At 73.0% G+C, this 17,681-nt stretch carries 15 protein-coding genes; 12 read left to right on the plus strand and 3 right to left on the minus strand.

The genetic code is table 11. The annotated features are described in order from the left end of the window. Positions 1 to 17: 17 nt before the first annotated feature. Positions 18 to 890 carry a hypothetical protein gene (locus FHU40_RS14545; protein ID WP_183593010.1) on the minus strand — a complete coding sequence of 291 codons (873 nt, stop codon included), beginning with the start codon at positions 888 to 890 and terminating at the stop codon, positions 18 to 20. 79 nt (positions 891 to 969) lie between these two features. Between FHU40_RS14545 and FHU40_RS14550 the strand changes: the two genes are divergently transcribed. Continuing rightward, a complete protein-coding gene (locus tag FHU40_RS14550) occupies positions 970 to 1,689 on the plus strand; it encodes a VOC family protein (RefSeq protein ID WP_183593011.1) in 720 nt (239 codons plus the stop codon). A 126-nt stretch (positions 1,690 to 1,815) separates the two neighbouring features. Here FHU40_RS14550 and FHU40_RS14555 read toward each other — a convergent pair whose 3' ends face one another. Next, on the minus strand, positions 1,816 to 5,772 hold the full coding sequence (locus FHU40_RS14555; protein ID WP_183593012.1) for an SdrD B-like domain-containing protein: 3,957 nt from the start codon (positions 5,770 to 5,772) through the stop codon (positions 1,816 to 1,818). A gap of 258 nt (positions 5,773 to 6,030) precedes the next feature. Between FHU40_RS14555 and FHU40_RS14560 the strand changes: the two genes are divergently transcribed. The 6 genes from FHU40_RS14560 (at position 6,031) to FHU40_RS14585 (ending at position 9,520) form a co-directional block, all read left to right on the plus strand. Then, the gene (locus FHU40_RS14560; protein WP_183593013.1) at positions 6,031 to 6,918 is read left to right on the plus strand and encodes a hypothetical protein; all 888 of its coding nucleotides are present in this window, start codon (positions 6,031 to 6,033) and stop codon (positions 6,916 to 6,918) included. Between the two features lie 103 nt (positions 6,919 to 7,021). Then, on the plus strand, positions 7,022 to 8,056 hold the full coding sequence (locus FHU40_RS29545) for a Rho termination factor N-terminal domain-containing protein (RefSeq protein ID WP_183593014.1): 1,035 nt from the start codon (positions 7,022 to 7,024) through the stop codon (positions 8,054 to 8,056). 53 nt (positions 8,057 to 8,109) lie between these two features. Then, entirely contained in the window at positions 8,110 to 8,280 is a 171-nt protein-coding gene (locus FHU40_RS14570; RefSeq protein WP_183593015.1) for a hypothetical protein, read from the plus strand. After that, positions 8,280 to 8,450, plus strand: coding sequence for a hypothetical protein (locus FHU40_RS14575; RefSeq protein ID WP_183593016.1), 171 nt, complete (start codon positions 8,280 to 8,282; stop codon positions 8,448 to 8,450). Before FHU40_RS14570 ends, FHU40_RS14575 begins: the two co-directional genes overlap by 1 nt. Positions 8,451 to 8,484: 34 nt before the next feature. After that, entirely contained in the window at positions 8,485 to 8,826 is a 342-nt protein-coding gene (locus FHU40_RS14580; protein ID WP_183593017.1) for a hypothetical protein, read from the plus strand. 85 nt (positions 8,827 to 8,911) lie between these two features. After that, positions 8,912 to 9,520 carry a TetR/AcrR family transcriptional regulator gene (locus tag FHU40_RS14585; RefSeq protein ID WP_183593018.1) on the plus strand — a complete coding sequence of 203 codons (609 nt, stop codon included), beginning with the start codon at positions 8,912 to 8,914 and terminating at the stop codon, positions 9,518 to 9,520. 153 nt (positions 9,521 to 9,673) lie between these two features. On the opposite strand, the gene FHU40_RS14590 is transcribed toward FHU40_RS14585, so the two are convergent. Next, the gene (locus FHU40_RS14590) at positions 9,674 to 11,110 is read right to left on the minus strand and encodes an amidase (RefSeq protein ID WP_183593019.1); all 1,437 of its coding nucleotides are present in this window, start codon (positions 11,108 to 11,110) and stop codon (positions 9,674 to 9,676) included. A gap of 188 nt (positions 11,111 to 11,298) precedes the next feature. On the opposite strand from FHU40_RS14590, the gene FHU40_RS14595 reads away from it, so the two are divergent. The 5 genes from FHU40_RS14595 (at position 11,299) to FHU40_RS14615 (ending at position 17,645) form a co-directional block, all read left to right on the plus strand. Continuing rightward, positions 11,299 to 12,402 (plus strand): alcohol dehydrogenase catalytic domain-containing protein, encoded by a 1,104-nt coding sequence (locus tag FHU40_RS14595; RefSeq protein WP_183593020.1) that lies wholly within the window; start codon positions 11,299 to 11,301, stop codon positions 12,400 to 12,402. A gap of 50 nt (positions 12,403 to 12,452) precedes the next feature. Further along, positions 12,453 to 12,623: a hypothetical protein gene (locus FHU40_RS14600; RefSeq protein ID WP_183593021.1), complete on the plus strand. Its 171-nt coding sequence runs from the start codon at positions 12,453 to 12,455 to the stop codon at positions 12,621 to 12,623. Beyond that, positions 12,620 to 14,056 carry a cytosine permease gene (locus FHU40_RS14605; protein WP_183593022.1) on the plus strand — a complete coding sequence of 479 codons (1,437 nt, stop codon included), beginning with the start codon at positions 12,620 to 12,622 and terminating at the stop codon, positions 14,054 to 14,056. Before FHU40_RS14600 ends, FHU40_RS14605 begins: the two co-directional genes overlap by 4 nt. 122 nt (positions 14,057 to 14,178) lie before the next feature. Beyond that, entirely contained in the window at positions 14,179 to 16,242 is a 2,064-nt protein-coding gene (locus tag FHU40_RS29550) for an acetate--CoA ligase family protein (RefSeq protein WP_183593023.1), read from the plus strand. Beyond that, positions 16,239 to 17,645, plus strand: a complete 1,407-nt coding sequence (locus FHU40_RS14615) for an aldehyde dehydrogenase family protein (protein WP_183593024.1) — start codon at positions 16,239 to 16,241, stop codon at positions 17,643 to 17,645. The genes FHU40_RS29550 and FHU40_RS14615 overlap by 4 nt, the downstream gene beginning before the upstream one ends. Positions 17,646 to 17,681: the final 36 nt, after the last annotated feature.

Raw genomic sequence — 17,681 nt, forward strand, 5'->3', positions numbered from 1 at the left:
GCAGGCAGCGGCGAAACTCATCGCCGCCGCGACCCGGCCAGCACCCCACGGGTGAACTGGGCGAGGCCCGTCGGCAGGCTCGTGGGGCATCGTCGGGCCGCGGCGGCGCTGACCTCGTCGAGCACCGACGCGCTGGCGATCAGGGCGGCCCGCAGCTCGGCGAGGTCGAGGCCCGCCACGGTCGCCCCGATGCCCACCGGCAGCGAGGACGGGTCGTGGTCGAGGACCTGCGACAGGCCGTGCCACGGGTAGCTCGTGCCCTGGGCCGCCGCCCAGAGCGCCCAGATGTGCCGCCGGGCCTCCTCGAGACGCTGGTGCGCCTCCCACGGGGACTCGCGGCGCAGGTACTTGTCCGCGTCGAGCAGCGCCCGCCAGCCCAGGAAGGCCCAGGTGCGGACCCGGTCCCCGGCCACGTCGTACGCCGAGGGCATGGCCGTGTCGTCCCCGACGTCGCCTGTGCGGTACAGCGAGACGAAGTCCGGCGCCGCGTCGCCGCGCCGCACCTCCGCCTCCGCGATGACGGCCAGATCGAGCTGCACGCCGTCGGTGAGCTGGGCGAAGACCCGCCGGATGAAGAGCTCGCCGGTCGACGACTCGTCGCGGAGGAGGTCGATCAACCCCCAACCGCTCAGTCGCTCGACCAGTGACTCCTCGACCTCGCGCACCCGCTCGGCGCCGCCAGCACCCCGCTCGGCACCGACGCCGATCGCGGCGTCGACGTCGGAGAGCTCGTCGGCGGCGCCCCGACCCAGCGAGCAGCCCACCGACAGCGAGGTCACCGTTGGGGCGCTCTCGCAGAAGTCGAGCAGTCCGGCGAGCGCCGATCGCTGACCGTCGAGCCGCGGTGGGAGTGCCGAGATCCAGTCGCGTCCGCCTGCGATGCCTGCCATGGTCGCCATCCTGCCGGAGCCGGCGTGCGGTGCTCCCGTCGCTGGACGGCGGAGGCCGGCATCTGCCTACGGTGGGGTCGTGTTCCTGGAGAACGTCGTCTTCGACGCTACCGACCCGCAGGCGCTCGGCCGGTTCTGGGAGGCCGCGCTGGGCACCGAGAGACTGACCGACGAGCTCGCCGGGTTCGAGACCAGGCTGGCCGTCGCGGAGGGGCCGGTGCTCGACCTGTGCTTCCAGCGGGTGCCGGAGCCCCCGGCGGGGCCCCAGCGCCTGCACCTCGACCTCCGGGGCGCCGAGGAGCAGGAGGCGGTCGTCGAGCGACTTCTCGCCTCGGGCGCCGGACGCGCGGACATCGGTCAGGGGCAGGTGCCGTGGGTGGTGCTCGCCGACCCGGACGGCAACGCATTCTGCGTGATGGAGCAGCGCGCGGCGTACGACGGCACCGGGCCCATCGCGGCGCTGCCGCTCGACGTGGCCGACCCCGACCGCGAGCGCGACTTCTGGTCGTGGCTGTCCGGGTGGGTGCCGATCGAGGGGTCCGGGCTGCCCAGCCTGCAGCACGCGTCGCGCCGCGGCCCCCTGCTCGAGCTGTGTCCGGAGACGGAGCCGAAGGGGCCTGCGAAGAACCGGATCCACCTCGACCTCCGGCTGGAGCCGGGCGACGACGCCGACGCGGTGGCGCGGGGGATCGCCGATCGCGGCGGCCGCGAGCTCGACCTCGGGTGGGGCGACCTGCCGTGGCGGCACTTCGCGGACCCGTCCGGCAACGAGTTCTGCGTGCTGCCGTCGCGCGACTGAGAGACAGTCTCCCGACGGGCGGAGGTGGGGCCGGACGGGAGTTCCGGCCCCACCTCGCGGGCGACCTAGGCCGTGTTGCTCAATTCCGCGCCTGCTACGCGACGGCGCCTACTTGATCAACACGGCCTAGAGGACCTCGCTCATCGGGTCGCCCTTCCGGCGCCGGCCGATCAGCAGCAGCGAGCCGCCGGCGCCCAGGAGCGCGAGCATCGCCGCGACGATCCCGAGACCGATCGTGGTGCCGGTGTTCGGCAGGTACCCCGTGGGCTGCTCGTCGGGCTCGCCGGAGGCCGCGTCGTCCGCCGCGTCGCCGGCCGGGTCGTCGGCCGGGTCGTCAGCGGAGTCCCCGTCCCCGCCGACCGCCTCCGTGAGGATCACGCCGGCGTCCCACGTCGGGTCGATGCCTTGGGTGGCGCCGATCTTGTGGTGGTCGTAGCTCCGGGTGAGCGCCGGGTTCGAGTCGTCGAGCACGATCGTCCGGGTGAGACCGTCGGAGCGGTTCGCGTCGGAGTCGCGTGCGTCGTCGGAGCGGGAGTCGCGCGTGGTGAACTCGTACTTCTTCCGCTGCTTGTCGGTCAGGGTGAAGTGCACCTGGTAGGTGCCGGCGGGCAGGTTGTCGAAGACGTAGCGCCCGTGGGCGTCGGTGGTCGTGGTGGCGATCACCTTGCCGTCGCGGAGCAGGTCGACCTTGACGCCGGAGAGTGGCTTCTCTCCCTTGTCCTGGACGCCGTCCTTGTCGGCGTCGATCCAGACCACGTCGCCGATCGCGTAGGTCTTGGCCACGTCCTTGACGACCACCCCGGCGTCCCACGTCGGGTCGATGCCCTGGGTCGCGCCGATCTCGCGGTACTCGTAGCTCCCGGTGAGCGCCGGGTTCGAGTCGTCGAGGACGATCGTGGTCGTGAGCCCGTCGGCCGGGTTCGCGTCGGAGTCCGCCGCGTCGCCGGACCCCGAGTCGCGCGTGGTGAACTCGTAGGTCTCCTTCTGCTCGTCGGTCAGCGTGAAGCGCACCTGGTAGGTGCCGGCGGGCAGGTTGTCGAAGACGTAGCGCCCGTGGACGTCGGTGGTCGTGGTGGCGATCACCTTGCCGTCCTGGAGCAGCTCGACCTTGACGCCGGAGAGCGGTGCCTCACCCGCGTCCTGGACGCCGTCCTTGTCGGCGTCGATCCAGACCACGTCGCCGATCGCGTACGTCTTGCTCACGAACCCGAAGTCCAGCGTCGGGTCGCGGTCACCGTCGTCGTGCAGGTCGCCGGGCTCGGTCGAGGCCTCCCACGTCGAGGAGTCGCCCGGCCGGTCGCCCTGGCCCGGCCTGGTCGGCACGTAGGGCTTGAGCGGCCCGGCCGACGCCTCCCGGTCGATGCGGACCGTGTAGGTCTCGTTGCCGGACAGGGCGGGCAGGTTGTCGAAGGTGTACTCGCCGTTCGGGCCCGTGGTGACCGGACCCACCGGGTTGCCGTCGACGTCGGTCACGGGTCCGCCGTCGGGGCCGACGATGGTCAGCACGACGCCCGGGATGCCGGGCTCGCCCGGATCCTGACGACCGTCGCGGTCGGTGTCGACCCACACGTAGTCGCCCACCGACACCGACTTGAGCGGGACGATCTCGGCGAAGGTGCTGCCGATCCGGTTGACGACCGGCGCCGAGGCGTCGGTGATCCGCACCGCGACGTACGCGGCGATGGGTGCGCCGGCGTCCAGGAGCGTCCCGCTCTTCTGCTCGATGGTGACGGTGCCGCTGGCGGTGTCGTGGGTGGCCTCGAGGTTGCCACCGATGTCGACCGGCCCGCCGGTCGGGTTGGCGCCGGTGGCGGCGTCGGCCTCGGTCACGAAGCCGAGGAACTCCGCCGCGTTCGGGAGCACGTCGTCGACGGGGATGATCGCCACGTTGTCGTAGCTGCCGTGCGGGATGAACTCGATCCGGTAGACGTAGGTGTCCTGCACCAGGTTCCCGTGGCCGTCCATCCGCGCCTCGAGGGTCTCGACCCACTCCTGGCTCGAGCGGTCGAAGACCCGCTTGCGTACCTCGGCCTCGTCGCCGTACGACGTGGCCTCGGCCTCGGTCTCGGACCAGTACAGCGGGTCGCCGTCCGAGCCGAACAGGGTGGCCTTGTTCGTGATGGTCCTGGTCTCCTTGCCCACGAACGGCATCGTGGTCAGCGAGATCCGGACCTCGTAGGCCTTGCCGGCGCCGCGGGCGTCGACGACCGCCTTGCCGGTGCTGCTCAGCTCGATGACGAGGTTCCCGTCGGCGTCGGTGCCGAGGTCGAAGTGCGAGGCGGTCAGCGCCTGGCCGTCGTAGGTCCCGGACACCGCCACGGAGGAGGGGTCGTCGAGGTCGAAGACGTCGGTGTCGACGTAGTCCACAATCGTGCTGGTCCGCGCGTCGATGCCCTTGCCGGCGGCGACCTTGAACGTGTAGTCGACCGTCACGGTCTCGCCCGGGTCGATGGTCGTGTCCTCGGCCTGCCCGGACTTGGTGAACACGCTCGAGTCGTTGATGCCGCCGCTGGAGTCGGGGAGGGTCACGACGGTCACGTCGCGCTGCGCGTTGTACGGCGCGCCGTCGCGGTAGTGGAAGGCCGCGACGTTCCGCAGGCGGTACGGCGTCGCGTCCTCGACGGTCGTGGTGCCGGTCTGCTCGAGGCCGGCGACGGTGTTGAGCTGGGCCTTGACCGCGATGGAGGCGTTCGTGGTGTTGTCCTTGCCGACGTTGATCAGCAGCCGCTGACCGCTCACGCAGTACTGGCCGACGAAGGCGTCGCCGGCGAAGGCGGCGGCGTCGGCCGGGCAGGGCGTGGCCTGGGTCAGGGTGATGCCGCTGGCAGTGACGAAGTCGGCGGCCGTGGTGTTCCAGGTGGCCTGGGCGGGCAGGTCGTCGCTGATGACCACGTTGCGGTCCAGGGTGAAGTTCGGGCCGCCGGTCCACTGGCGCAGGTCGGCCTTGAGCGTGTAGGTGATGTCGGCCGGCGGCGTCAGGTTGCCGTCGGCGTCGGTGACGACGTTCCGGGTGCTCCAGTCGGCGGTCTTCGTGAAGGCCTGGCCGATGTTGACCCCGGGCACGTTGCCGCGCAGTCGCACCGAGGCGGTCCGGTCGGTGGTGCCGAAGGTCGCGGTGTTGGTCAGCTGGATCTCGAAGCTGCCCGTGGCACCGCCCAGCGCGTCGTACCTGGCCTGCAGCAGGGCCTCGAGCGCGGCCACGTCGGTGACCTCGGCCTGGTAGGTGATCGTCAGGATCGACGGTCCGGGCACGTCGACCGAGCCGGTGAACGAGCCGCCGGCGACGGTGGGGATGAAGGCGAAGGGCCCGGTGGTGCGGTTGAGCCCGTCGGCGTCCCAGCTCGTGAGCTGGCCGGCGAAGGAGCCGGTGACGTAGCCCAGTCCGGCGGGCAGCTGGTCGGCGACGGGGTAGCCGCTCCTGGCCTCGGGCGAGTCGAGCCGCAGCGTGTAGCTCAGCTGCTGGTCGACGATCTCCGGCTTGAGCTTGACCTCGCCGCCGACGACGGTCACGAAGCTGTCCAGGTTGCCGGGCGTGGCGCTCTTGGCGTAGCCCTCCGACACGTTGGCGAACTGGTCGCCCTGGTTGCGGATGATCACGTCGATCGAGTGCTCGTCGCCGTCGACCTTCCAGGTGAGCCGGTCCTGGGCGCTGGCGTCGACGGCGTCGACCTTGAACTGGAGGTCGAAGACGCCCTGGTTCACGTTCGCCGGCCACGGGTCCTTGAACGTGATCGACACCTTGTTCCCGTCCTGGACGAACGACTGGACCGCCGTGTTCGAGGCCGGGATGCCCGTCAGGGTGACGTTGTCACCGAACTCGAACACCACCGTCGAGCCGGGCGTCACGTCGTCGCTGTACTGGACCCGCAGGGTCAGGGTGTCGCCCTCGTCGACGACGGACGTCCCGTCGTACGTCGCGCCGTTGAGCAGGATGTTGGACGTGATGCCGGGCGTCGCGGCACGGGCGGGCTGGGTCAGGCCGACCGCGGAGGCGATCGCGAGCAGCAGCGCGAGGCAGACGATGAGCGCTCGCCGCGGCAGCGAGCCGGGTGGGCGTGCGAAGGCAGGTGCGAGGTAGGACAAGAGGGTCTCCCAGAGGTCGACTCGACCGACCTCCGAGACTGGTGGCGCGCGGGCGCCGTCCAGCTGGCCCGATCAGGCGAGCAGTGCAAGTTCGCGGTCACCGTAGGAAGCCGGCTTTCACACCTCCCGGCCTCTGGTGTGAAGGCGACCGCCGGGGCCACGCCGGGCGGGTCGGAGGTATCTTCGTGCCGTGAGCTGGGGTTGGGGCGCCGGACGCCCGCCCCTGCCTGCGGTGGTTCGGTCGCGCGGAGCCGTCGCATGAGTGCCGGCGGGCGCCGTACGTTCGCCGATGTGTTCGCCGAGGCCCTCGACCAGCGGGCGATCAGCCTGGGCGGGCTCCGCGACGAGCTGGCGGCGCGCGGTACGCCGGTGAGCCTGGCCTCGCTCAGCTACTGGCGGGCGGGGCTGCGCCAACCCGAGCAGGAGCAGTCGATGCGGGCGGTGACGGCCATCGAGGAGATCCTGGGGCTGTTCCCCGGCGAGCTCGAGTCGCTGGCGTCGCCGGGCCGGCGCCGCCGGTTGCCGCGGTCCGATCCCTTCGCCGTCTACCCCGACCGGCAGCAGGCGATGGGTCGGCTCCTGGACGAGCTGGGGATGGTCAACCCCTACGACGAGGTCATCGAGCGGGAGGTCACCGGTAAGTACGACCTCGATGCGCGGGGCCGCGCCGTACGCCTCACCCACATCTCACTGGTGGAGGCCGTCGTCAACGGCGCTCGCCGCTTCGCCCTGGTGACCGCGGGCGAGAACCCGGACGAGCCACCGCCGACGTTCACCGCGCTCGGCGGCTACCGGCTCGGCCGGGTGCTCCGCGACGCGGCGTCGATGGTGACGGTCGCGGAGATGCTGCTCGACGAGGAGCTCGCGGTCGGCGAGACGGCGATCCTCGAGCAGCAGGTGGAGATCGACGCCGCCGAGGATGACAACGAGCTCCGCTACTGGGCCTGGCCGCGGCTGAGGTCGGTGAGCCTCTGGGTCCGCTTCCATCCCGACAAGGTGCCCGCGCGCTGCGAGGCGTTCACCGTGGTCGACGGACGGGAGGAGTCGGAGGAGGTCACGACCTACGGCCACAGCGTCCATCGCACGATCACCGGCTTCGGCCCGGGCACCGTCGGTCTCCGCTGGTTCTGGGACGACTACGTCTGAACCATCTCGTCGCGGCGACACGAGCGGTGACCCGTGGGCTGCGTGTCACCTGGATCACACGTGGGTACCCAGGCGGGATAGGAGACCTGGGGAGGGAACCATCGTGACACGCAATCCCGCCGCCTGGCTGGCGGAGAAGACCAAGACCGGAGTAGTCGACCTGCCGCGGAATGCGGCCTGGATGGCCTCGAAGGCGCTCGGCCCACCGGCCACCGCGGTCGACGCGGTGACCGACGGAATCGGTGCTGCGGCATCGGCCGCCCGCACGTCGTTGCCGGGAGGTGGCGGAGTGGACGATCGGCTCGACCAGGCACGGCGGGCGGTCAAGCGCGCACAGGATGCGGAGCGCGAGGCCGTCGCGAAGGCGGAGCGGGCGCGCCAGCTCGCCGAGCGGGTTCGAGAGGTCGACGCCCAGCATCGTGAGCGGTTGGAAGCGGCCGCCCGCGAGCGGGACGAGGCGGTCCAGGCCCGGGTCGCGGAGGCGCGTCGTCGGGCCGACGAGATGGTGGAGGCCGAGCGTGCGACCGCGGAGGCCGAGGAGGGCGACAGGCTCCACTCGCTCGAGGAGGAGCTCGCGGCCGAGCGGCAGCAGATCGAGGAGAAGGCGGAGGCGGCCCAGGCCGAGGCGCGGAAGGACATCGCAGCCGCCGAGGAGCAGATGGCCGCGGCCCGCCAGATCTCCGACGAGGCGGCCGAGGCGGCGCTGGCAGCGGCCAGGGACGCGCACCACGCGGCTGAGGAGATGGCCGCGCACGCGCAGGCCCAGGCGGCCGAGGTCGACGACCGGGTCCAGGCCGCGCGGGCGCTGCGGAGCGAGACCGCGACGGCGATGTCCGCGCTCGAGCGGGACGACGGCGTCACCGACGTTGCCGGCCCCCTTCGCGATCGCACCATCGCCGAGCTGCTGCCGATCGCGGCCGGTCTCGGCATCGAGGGCCGTTCGCGGATGCGGCACGACCAGCTCGTCGCCGCGATCGGTCGCGCGCGGTCCCGCCAGGGTGGTCGGAGCGCGGCCGCCCGGACCGGCGCGAAGCAGACGAAGCAGGCGCCCAGGAAGCAGGCGCCCAGGAAGCAGGCTCCCAGGAAGCAGGCGGCGGCCAAGAAGGCCGCGAGCACGAGCGCGCGAGGGCGCTCCTGACCCGTCGCGGGTCGGGCCGGGAAACGACGAGGCAGGTCGGAGGAGTGAACGTGATGAGGCTGCTGGGGAAGAAGTCGGCGCCGGAGCAGGTGGTGAGCAAGGTCGAGCACGCGGACGTGAAGACGATGGTGGCCTCCGGGGCGACCGCGTTGGCGGTGATGGGCGCGGTCACCGCGGCCAGCGCCGTCGTCTCGTCCCTGCGGGCCAGGGAGAGGAGGGCGTGATGCTCAAGGCACTCGTGCTGTTCGGTGCCGGGTACGTGCTCGGGGCGAAGGCGGGACGGGAACGGTATGCGCAGATCGAGGACGTCGCGAAGAAGGTCGCCGATCAGCTCGGGCAGCTCGACCAGGTCACGGGCCACTGGTTCGCGCCGTCGTCGCCGGGCCGGACCTGACCGGGCCTCGGCCCCGGACGTCGTACTCACGAGCGTGGCCGTCGACGGGGACGCCTCGCTCGGGACCGGCGCGGTCGTCCGCGCCGACGTCCTGGCCCGCCTGCTGGGGCTGCGGCTGCTGAGGCTCGAGGCCGACATCGTGCTCGCCCCCGCGGGGCCGCCCGCGCGAGCCGCCCCCGGCAGGGAGGCCGCGACCGACGTACCGGTCGAGGCGCCGGCTCCGCCGGGGCGACGAACGCGCTCGAGCGCCCGCTGGGCTCTCGACGTCGGCCCGCCCCGCGACGACGAGGCAGCGGGCGCCGGGCACCTCGGCGACGCACGTCGACTGCTCGCGGAGGCGGACGCGCTCCTCGCCGACCGGGTCGAGGTCCGGTGAGCGACCGGCGAGGTCGGACGGACAGGCGATAGGGTCGTCTCCACCAGTGTCCTGACTGGTCAGTCAACGATCGCGGAGGAGAGACATGGCCCGTCCCAGCGCCGTGGCCGAGCGTCGCCGCGAGATCCTCGAGGCGACCTGCGCGGTGGTCTCCGAGCGAGGCTTCCGCGACCTGCGCATCGTGGACGTGGCCCGCAAGGCGGGCTACAGCACCGGAACCGTGCACTACTACTTCGACTCCAAGGAGGAGCTGCTCCGGGAGGCGTTCCGCTTCGAGTACGAGGAGTCGCGACTGCGACGCGAGCGGGTGGTGACCCCCGGGCTGGACCCGGTGGCCCGGCTCCGGGCGCTGGCCGACGCCTACCTCCCGTCCTCGCCGCAGTCGGTGCGCTCCTGGCGGGTCTGGATGGAGCTGTGGATCAGCGCGCTGCGCGATCCGTCGATGGGCCAGGTGAACGACGTCTACTACGGCGAGTGGCGACAGGCGGTGCTCGACGCCATCGTGGAGGGCCAGGAGCAGGGGCTGCTCGACGTCGGCGACCCCGCGCTGGTGGCGAACATGTACGTCTCGATGATGGACGGCCTGGCGATCCAGGTCCTCGCCGGCGCGCAGGCGATCAGCATCGAGGACATGCAGGCGACCTGCCGGGCCTTCGTCGACTCCGTGGCGGTGCCGACGGCCACTACGGCCTAGATGACTCATTCCAAGGCCTCGCACGCTGCGCGACGCTCATCATCCGCTCCGGCGGCGTTGCCGACGCTTGAAAGACGTCCAGTCTGCCGACGCATCGGCGCCTTGCCGGAGCGGCGCTGAGCGCCGCTCGCTTGCACGATCCCTTGGAATTAGTCATCTAGATCGCGACGCGGAGTCGAACGCCGTGAACCCGGGCGCGGTCCGGGGCCAGGGGTGCGCCCGCTCCCAGGCCTCCGCGGTCGTCAGCAGGGCGCGGTCCTGCCACCGCCCGGCGAGGACCTGCAGACCCCAGGGCAGGCCGAGCCCGGAGACCCCCGCGGGCAGCGAGATCGCGGGATGGCCGGTCAGGTTCGCCAGGACGGTCTGGGTCAGCCCGTAGGGGCTGCCCGGGTCCGCGTGGCCCGGGGCGCGGCCGTCGGGCCGGTAGCCGGGGCCGTCGAGGACGCAGGTCGCCAGCAGGGTGCCGGGCGGGAGGGCGAGGTCGAGCACCCGCCGGGCGTGGGCGCACCGGCGCCGGACCGCGAGGTACTCCGCGGCCGTCACGCGCAGGCCGTGCTCCATCGCCGCCGCGAACGACGGGTCCCACGCGTCGGCGAAGCGTCGGACGACGTCTTCGCCGAGGAGCTGGGCCTGCTCGGCCGAGGTCACGGTGTACCAGTCCGGCTCCCACCGCTCGACGAGGTCGCGTACGTCGTCGGCGGCGAAGAGCTCCGCGATCGAGGTGTCGACGACCTGCACCTCCCGGCCCTGGGCCTCGCCGAGCGCCGCGGCCAGCCGGTGGGTCGCGTCCCGCAGATCCGCGCCGAGCGTGCCGCCGAGCTCGCCGCTCCCGTGGATGCGGGGCACGGCGAGCACCCGGTGCACCGGCGTCGCGGGCGCCAGTGCGACCGGCCCGGGGGCGGTGGAGCCAGGGACGGGGCCGGCCATCACGTCGAGGAGCAGGGCGAGGTCGGCGCTGCAGGTGGCGAGCACGGCGTCGGTGTGGACGTCGAGCCAGGCCGGCGTCGGCTCGGAGCCGATCACCCCGGTGGTGGGCTTGAGCCCGAGCAGCCCGCACAGCGAGGCCGGGATCCGGACCGACCCGCCGCCGTCGCTGGAGGTCGCGAGCGGCACCAGTCCGGCCGCGAGCGCGGCGGCGGACCCGCCACTGGAGCCGCCGGGCGACCACTCGGGCCGCCACGGGTTGTGGGTGGCGCCGTGGAGCCGGTTGGCGGTGTAGCCCTCGTGGGCGAACTCGCAGGTGTTCGTGCGCCCGAGGACCACGGCGCCGGCGGCGGTGAGGCGGGCGACGACGGGGGAGTCGGCAGCGGCCGGCGGCGCGTCGGCGAACGGCACGGAGCCGTACGTCGTGACGCGGCCCGCGACGTTCTCGATGTCCTTGACCAGGAGCGGCAGGCCGAGCAGCGGCCCGGCGTGCTCCGCGCCCGACGCGTCGATCGCCCGCGCCCGCGTCAGGGCCGCGGCCACGTCGATCGAGGTCACGGCGCCGAGGTCGGGCTCGGCCGACTCGATCCGGGCGGCGGCCTCCAGGACCAGGTCCTCGGCGGTCGTCCGTCCTCGTCGTACGCCGTCGGCCAGTGCTGCGAGCATGGATGGAATCTCCTATTGACTGATCGTCCAGTTAATCATAACGTGCTCCAGGTCACTCGACCGCTGACGTGCTGCCGACGACGTACGCCGCGTCGCGCAGCGCCAGGAAACACTCCCGAGACACCCCCGAGAAACCCCGAGAAACCCAGCCGTGACCGCCCCCGAGCCCGGCCGAACGTGAGGAACCGATGACGTCGCTGTCCATCCAAGCCCTGGTGCACTCGCCGACCGACGGCCTGGCCGTCCACGAGCTTGACCTCCGGGCACCCCGCGGGTCCGAGGTCCGGGTGAAGGTGATGGCGTCCGGGGTCTGCCACTCCGACCTCCACCTGATCGACGGTGACTGGCCCTCCGGCGAGCGGCTGGTCCCGGGGCACGAGGCCGCCGGCGTCGTGGAGTCCGTGGGGGAGGGGGTCGCCGACCTCGCCGTCGGCGACCACGTCGTGCTCTCCTGGTTCCCGCCCTGCCACCGCTGCGCGGCCTGCAAGCGCGGGGAGCAGTGGCTGTGCACCGGCAACATGTGCAACGAGCACCGCCTGCCCGACGGGAGCACCGCGCTCAGCCAGGACGGCGCGGAGGTCTATCCGTTCATCGGCGTCGGCGCCCTCGCGGAGTACGTCGTCGTCCCCGAGACCGCGGCGGTCAAGGTGCCCGACGCGCTGCCCTTCACCATCGGCGCGCTCATCGGCTGCAGCGTGGCGACGGGCGTGGGCGCGGTGCTCAACACCGCCCAGGTCCGACCCGGCCAGGCGGCCGCCGTGATCGGCTGCGGCGGTGTCGGCCAGGCGACGATCGCCGGGCTGGTGCTGGCCGGAGCCCACCCGATCGTCGCCATCGACCTCGCCGCGGACCGGCTCGAGCTGGCCCGCGCGGTCGGTGCGACCCACGCGGTCGCCGGGAACGCGCCGGACCTGGCCGCGCAGATCGCGGCCGCGGCCCCCGACGGCCTCGACTACGTCTTCGAGGCGATCGGCCGGGTCGAGACGATCAACCAGGCCCTCGACCTGGTGAACCCGGGAGGCGCCGTCGTGCTCGAGGGACTGACCTCCCTCGACGCGCGGGTGCCGCTCGACGCCTACACCCTCGCCGCCGAGGGCAAGCGCCTGCTGGGCTGCAACTACGGCTCCAGCATCGCGAGCCGCGACTTCCCGGCGCTGGCCGAGCGCTATCTCGCGGGCGACCTGCCGCTCGACGTGCTCGTCGGCTCCGAGATCTCGCTGGCCGGCGCGATCGACGCCTTCGAGGACATGCGCCACGCCCGCGGCGGTCGCGCCGTCGTCGTCTTCGACTGATTCCGGCCGCGGCCACTGCGGCCGCTGCCCTGCAAGAGAGGAACCCGCACATGCCGGACCCAACCTTCGACGAGGAGCTGGAGCGCCGCCTCCACCTTCTCGAGGACCCCGCGTCGAGCGACCGGATCCTCGACGACCTGCCCGCCCGCGACGTGCTGCTCGCCGCGCTCGGCCTGGTCGTGCTCACCGTCGTCCTGCTGCTCTGGGGGTACCCGCGATGACCGCACCACAGGCCACCTCCCACGCCGCCGACGCGGGCGCGACCGAGAGCGACCTCCCCCTGCTCCGCTCGGAGCGGATCTGGTCCTTCCGCAGGTTCTCGGGCATGAACGTCACCCTGGCCATCGCGACCTGGGCGTTCCTCCAGGGCGGCGCCGTCGCGCTGTACGTCGGCGCCAAGGGCGCCATCGCCTCGATCGTGATCGGCTACGGCATCGCCGTCCTGCTGGTCGCGCTCGCTCCGTGCGTCCCGACCGCCAAGTACGGCGTGGAGATGTACACCGGGCTGCGCAGCGTCTTCGGCGTCGTGGGCGCGAAGGTCGTCATGATCGTGATGACCGTGCTCGTGATGGCCGCCTGGACCGCGCTCCTCGCGATCATGGTCGGGCATGCCCTCGCCAACGTGATGGACGAGATCGTCGACAGCAGCTTCGCGACCTCCGGGGTGGCCATCTCCGTGGCCGCGCTCCTGGCGGTCGTCCTCGCCTGGGTGCTGCTGGTCGGCGGACCGCAGCGCGTCGGCAAGGTCGGCAACATCGCCGCTCCGGTGATGGTCGTGATCACCCTCGGCATGCTGGTGCTGATCTTCGACCGTGCCTCGTGGTCGGAGATCGCGTCCGCCGCGCCGCTGTACCCGATGGAGGACCAGCACCTCGCCTTCATGCTCTCCATCGAGCTCAACGTCGCCGGCGGCCTGGCGTGGTACCCGATGATCGGCAACCTCGCGCGCCTGACCGACACGCCCCGGGCGTCCTTCTGGCCCAACGCCTTCGGGCTGTTCGCCGCCTCGTCGGTGGCTGCGGTGGTCGGCGTCTTCGCCGCCCTGGCGCTCGGGTCGGACGACCCGACCGTGTGGATGATCCCGCTCGGCGGCGCCGTCCTCGGTGTCGCGGTGCTCGCGTTCATCGCGTTCGCCAATCTCACCAGCATGGTCGCCGAGGCCTACTCGGGCATCTCCGCCATCACCGGCGCCAGCGACAGGCTCCGCAAGATCGCCTGGCCCGTGCTCAGCGCCCTCTTCCTCGTGCCGGTCGTGGTGATCTGCCTGTTCCCCGAGTCGGTCTACAACAACTACGGCCGATTCCTGAGCTGGGTGGCGATCGTGGTGGCGCCGATGTGCGGCGTCCAGGTGGTCGACTACTTCGTGCTGCGCCGGGCCCGGCTCAGCCTGCGCGACCTCTACCTGCCGCCGCAGCAGTCGGCGTACGGCTTCTGGGCCGGCTGGAACTGGGTGGCCTTCGTGGCCGTCGGGCTCGGCGCGCTGACCTACGTGGCGCTGCTGCACCCGGTCAACTACGAGCCCAACAGCGGCTTCCAGTACGTCGGCGCCTCGATCCCGGCGCTGGTCGTGGCCGGGGTCGTGCACTGGCTCGGCACCCTGCTGGTGGTCCGCCGGACCGGTCGCGGCGGCTACGCGACCGAGCGGTCCCGCTGACCCGAGCCGTCGTGGTGGGGAGCGCCCGGTGCGCTCCCCACCACGACGGCTGCGCCGATCGTTGACCGCCGGATCGGCGTCCCTCTATATTTAACTGACGCATCAATCAAAAAGGGAGAACCGTGCTCAGCCCCTCCGACCGGACCCGCGCAGGCGACCTCCGATCGTTCCGTGACCCGCGCTCGGTCGCCGTCGTCGGCGCCTCCGACGACCATGCCAAGTGGGGCTACTGGATCGCCCAGGGTGCGCTCCGTGGCGCCCATCGGCGCACGGTCTGGCTGGTCAATCGCGGCGCCCGGCAGGTCCAGGGCCACCCGGCCCACCCGTCGGTCGCCGCGCTGCCCGAGACCCCCGAGCTCGTCGTCCTGTGCGTCCCGGCGGCGCACGTCGAGGCGGTCGTGACGGAGTCCCTCGACCGCGGGGTGCGCGCATTCCTCGCCATCACCGCCGGGGTCGCGGACGACGACGGCCTCCGCGAGCGCCTCGCCGCGGCCGGGGCGAGGCTGGTCGGCCCCAACAGCCTCGGCGTCTTCGACGCCGCCGCCGACCTGCAGCTGGCCTGGGGCCACTTCACACCGGGTCGGATCGGCATCGTCTCCCAGAGCGGCCAGCTCGGCTCCGAGATCGCCACCCTGGCGGCGCGCGCCGGCCTCGGCGTCTCCCGGTTCGTCTCGGTCGGCAACCAGTACGACGTCCGCGCCGCGGAGCTGCTCGAGGACCTCATCGACCACGACGAGACGCGCATCGTCGCGCTCTACCTGGAGAGCTTCGCCGGCGGGGCCGATCTGGTCCGCATCCTGCGCCGGCTCCGGGCGGCCGGGAAGCACACCCTCGTCCTCGCGACCGGTGCCAGCGAGGGCAGCAAGCGGCTGGCGGCCAGCCACACGGGCTCCATGACCTCCGCCATCGACGTGGTCGACGCCGCCTGCCGGGCGGCGGGCGCGGTGCGGGTCGCGACGCCGACCGAGCTGGTCGAGCTCGCCCGGTTCCTCTCGGTCGCCGCGATCCCGGCCGGCCCGCGGGTCGCCGTGGTCAGCGACAGCGGCGGCCAGGGCGGCGTGGCCGCGGACGTCGCGAGCGCCGTCGGCCTCGGCACGCCGGTGTTCTCCGAGGAGCTCCAGGGCGCGCTGGGCGCGCTGCTGCCCGCGGGCGCGTCGGTCGCGAACCCGATCGACCTCGCCGGAGCGGGGGAGGCCGACCTGATGACCTATGCGGCCCTCTGCGAGCGGCTGGTCGAGTCCGGCGAGGTGGACGCCGTCCTACTCTCGGGCTATCTCGGCTGCTACGGCGAGGACTCGCCCGCCTTGGTCGACCAGGAGCTCGAGGTCGTCGACCGGCTCGCCCGCCTGGCCCAGGACGCCCACGTGCCGCTCGTGGTCCACACGATGAGCGCGGGCTCGGCCGCGGTGTCCCGGATGTGGGAGCACGGCATCCCGACCTACCCCGCGGTCGAGTCGGCGCTGCGCGCCGTGGCCCGGGCCGCCCACCTGTCTGCGCACCCCGGCCGCGCCACCGACGCGCCGGAGCCCCGTCGCCTCGGCACGGGTCCGGGCTACTGGGCCGCGCGCGACCTGCTGCAGAGCATCGGCGTCGCCCTGCCACCCGGGGTCCGGGTGAGCACGGTCGACGAGGCCCGTGCCGTGGCCGAGACGCTCCGCGGCCCGTACGTGCTCAAGGCCGGCTGGCTGGCGCACAAGAGCGAGCACGGCGGCGTCGTGCTCGGCCTGCGCACGGCCGCGGAGCTGGCGGACGCCTTCGCCCGGATGCACGGCCGGCTCGGCGACGGCGAGTACGTCGTGGAGGAGCAGGACCGCAGCCCCGACGTCGTCGAGCTGCTCGTCGGCGCCCGGCGCGACCGGGACTTCGGGCCGCTCGTCACGGTCGGCGCCGGTGGCACCGAGGCGGAGCTCTGGCGCGACGTACGCACCGAGCTGGCGCCGGTCGACCGTGCGACCGCCACCGCCATGGTGGACGCGCTGCGCAGCCGCGCGCTGCTGGCCGGCTGGCGGGGGCGGCCTCCGGTCGACGTCGCCGCGCTGGTCGAGGTGATCGTGGCCGCCTCGGAGGCGGTCGCCGCCGACCCCGCGGTCGCCGAGCTGGAGATCAACCCGGTGCGGGTCTCGCCGGCCGGAGCGCTGGCGGTCGACGCTCTCGTGGTCGCGACGGACGAGGAGGCGGGCCGATGAGCTGGTTCCGCGACGACGCGCTCGTCGGCGGTCGCTGGGTCCGCGCCGACCGCACGATCGACGTCGAGAACCCGGCGACCGGCGCCACCGTCGGCTCCGGCGCCCGGGCGGGCGCGGCCGAGGTGGACCAGGCCGCCGCCGCGGCGCGCGCGGCGCACGCCGAGTGGTCGGCGCTCCCGGCGGTGCGGCGTGCCGACCACCTCGACGCGCTCCTCGCGGAGCTGCGCGGCTGCCGCGACGAGCTGGTCGAGATGACGGTCGCCGAGGTCGGCGCCCCGGTGACGGTGGCCACGGCGTGGCACGTCGACGTCTCGTTCGACATCCTCGCCTCGGCGGCCCGCCACGCCCGCACGTATCCCTTCGTGCAGGAGCACGGCGACCTCGTGTTGCACCGGCGCTCCGCCGGTGTCGCCGCGCTCGTGACGCCGTGGAACTACCCGCTCTACCAGCTCGCGGCCAAGGTCGGATCCGCCCTCGTGGCGGGCTGCACGGTGGTGCACAAGCCCTCCGAGCTCACCCCGCTCTCGGCGTACGCCTTCGCCGAGGCGGCGCTCCGGGCCGGCCTGCCCGACGGCGTGTTCAACCTGGTGCCCGGCACGGGTCCCGAGGTCGGCGCGCCCCTGGTCGCCCACCACGAGGTCGACGTGGTCTCGTTCACCGGATCCACCGAGGTCGGCCGGCAGGTCGCCGCGGCGGCGGTCGACCACCTCGCGCGGGTGACGCTCGAGCTGGGCGGCAAGTCGGCGAGCATCGTGTGCGACGACGCCGACCTGGTCGCCGCGGTGCGGTGGTCGGTCGACGCCTGCATGCTCAACACCGGACAGACCTGCAGCGCCTGGACCCGCCTGCTGGTCCCCGCGCACCGACTCGACGAGGCGGTCGCCGTCGCCGCCGCCCGCGCCGACGAGATGGTGGTCGGCGACCCGACCGACCCGGCCACCGAGCTCGGCCCGCTGACCAGCGGCGCTCAGCACGCCCGGGTGTCGGCGATCGTCGAGGGTGCCCTGGCCCGCGGAGCGCGACGGGCCAACAGCGAGACGACCACGCCCGCGACCGGCCACTTCATGCGGCCGATCGTGCTCGCCGGACTGCCCGTGGACGACCCGGCGAGCCAGCAGGAGATCTTCGGGCCGGTCCTCGTCGTCCATCCCTACCGCGACGAGGAGGAGGCGGTGCGCATCGCCAACGGCACGGCGTACGGCCTCGCCGGTGCCGTCTGGTCACGCGACCGGGACCGCGCCCGGGCGCTGGCGAGCCGCATCGACGCCGGCCAGGTCTTCGTCAACGAGGCCGACTACAACGTCGAGGCCCCCTTCGGCGGCTGGAAGCACTCCGGCTTCGGACGCGAGTTCGGCGTCGAGGGCCTCGTCGAGTTCACCGAGCTGACCGCCGTCCATCTCTGACCCACGACCACCGCACCACCACGCAACCCAGGAGAA

The organism is Nocardioides soli, assembly GCF_014191495.1.
Taxonomy (GTDB): domain Bacteria; phylum Actinomycetota; class Actinomycetes; order Propionibacteriales; family Nocardioidaceae; genus Nocardioides; species Nocardioides soli.

Bases quoted from the DNA above. Each gene is read 5' to 3' on its own strand.
- FHU40_RS14605 (WP_183593022.1), top strand. From the start codon at position 12,620: ATGACCGCACCACAGGCCACCTCCCACGCCGCCGACGCGGGCGCGACC.
- FHU40_RS14615 (WP_183593024.1), top strand. From the start codon at position 16,239: ATGAGCTGGTTCCGCGACGACGCGCTCGTCGGCGGTCGCTGGGTCCGC.
- FHU40_RS14590 (WP_183593019.1), bottom strand. From the start codon at position 11,110: ATGCTCGCAGCACTGGCCGACGGCGTACGACGAGGACGGACGACCGCC.
- FHU40_RS14575 (WP_183593016.1), top strand. From the start codon at position 8,280: ATGCTCAAGGCACTCGTGCTGTTCGGTGCCGGGTACGTGCTCGGGGCG.
- FHU40_RS14585 (WP_183593018.1), top strand. From the start codon at position 8,912: ATGGCCCGTCCCAGCGCCGTGGCCGAGCGTCGCCGCGAGATCCTCGAG.
- FHU40_RS14595 (WP_183593020.1), top strand. From the start codon at position 11,299: ATGACGTCGCTGTCCATCCAAGCCCTGGTGCACTCGCCGACCGACGGC.
- FHU40_RS14570 (WP_183593015.1), top strand. From the start codon at position 8,110: ATGAGGCTGCTGGGGAAGAAGTCGGCGCCGGAGCAGGTGGTGAGCAAG.
- FHU40_RS14545 (WP_183593010.1), bottom strand. From the start codon at position 890: ATGGCAGGCATCGCAGGCGGACGCGACTGGATCTCGGCACTCCCACCG.
- FHU40_RS14600 (WP_183593021.1), top strand. From the start codon at position 12,453: ATGCCGGACCCAACCTTCGACGAGGAGCTGGAGCGCCGCCTCCACCTT.
- FHU40_RS14560 (WP_183593013.1), top strand. From the start codon at position 6,031: ATGAGTGCCGGCGGGCGCCGTACGTTCGCCGATGTGTTCGCCGAGGCC.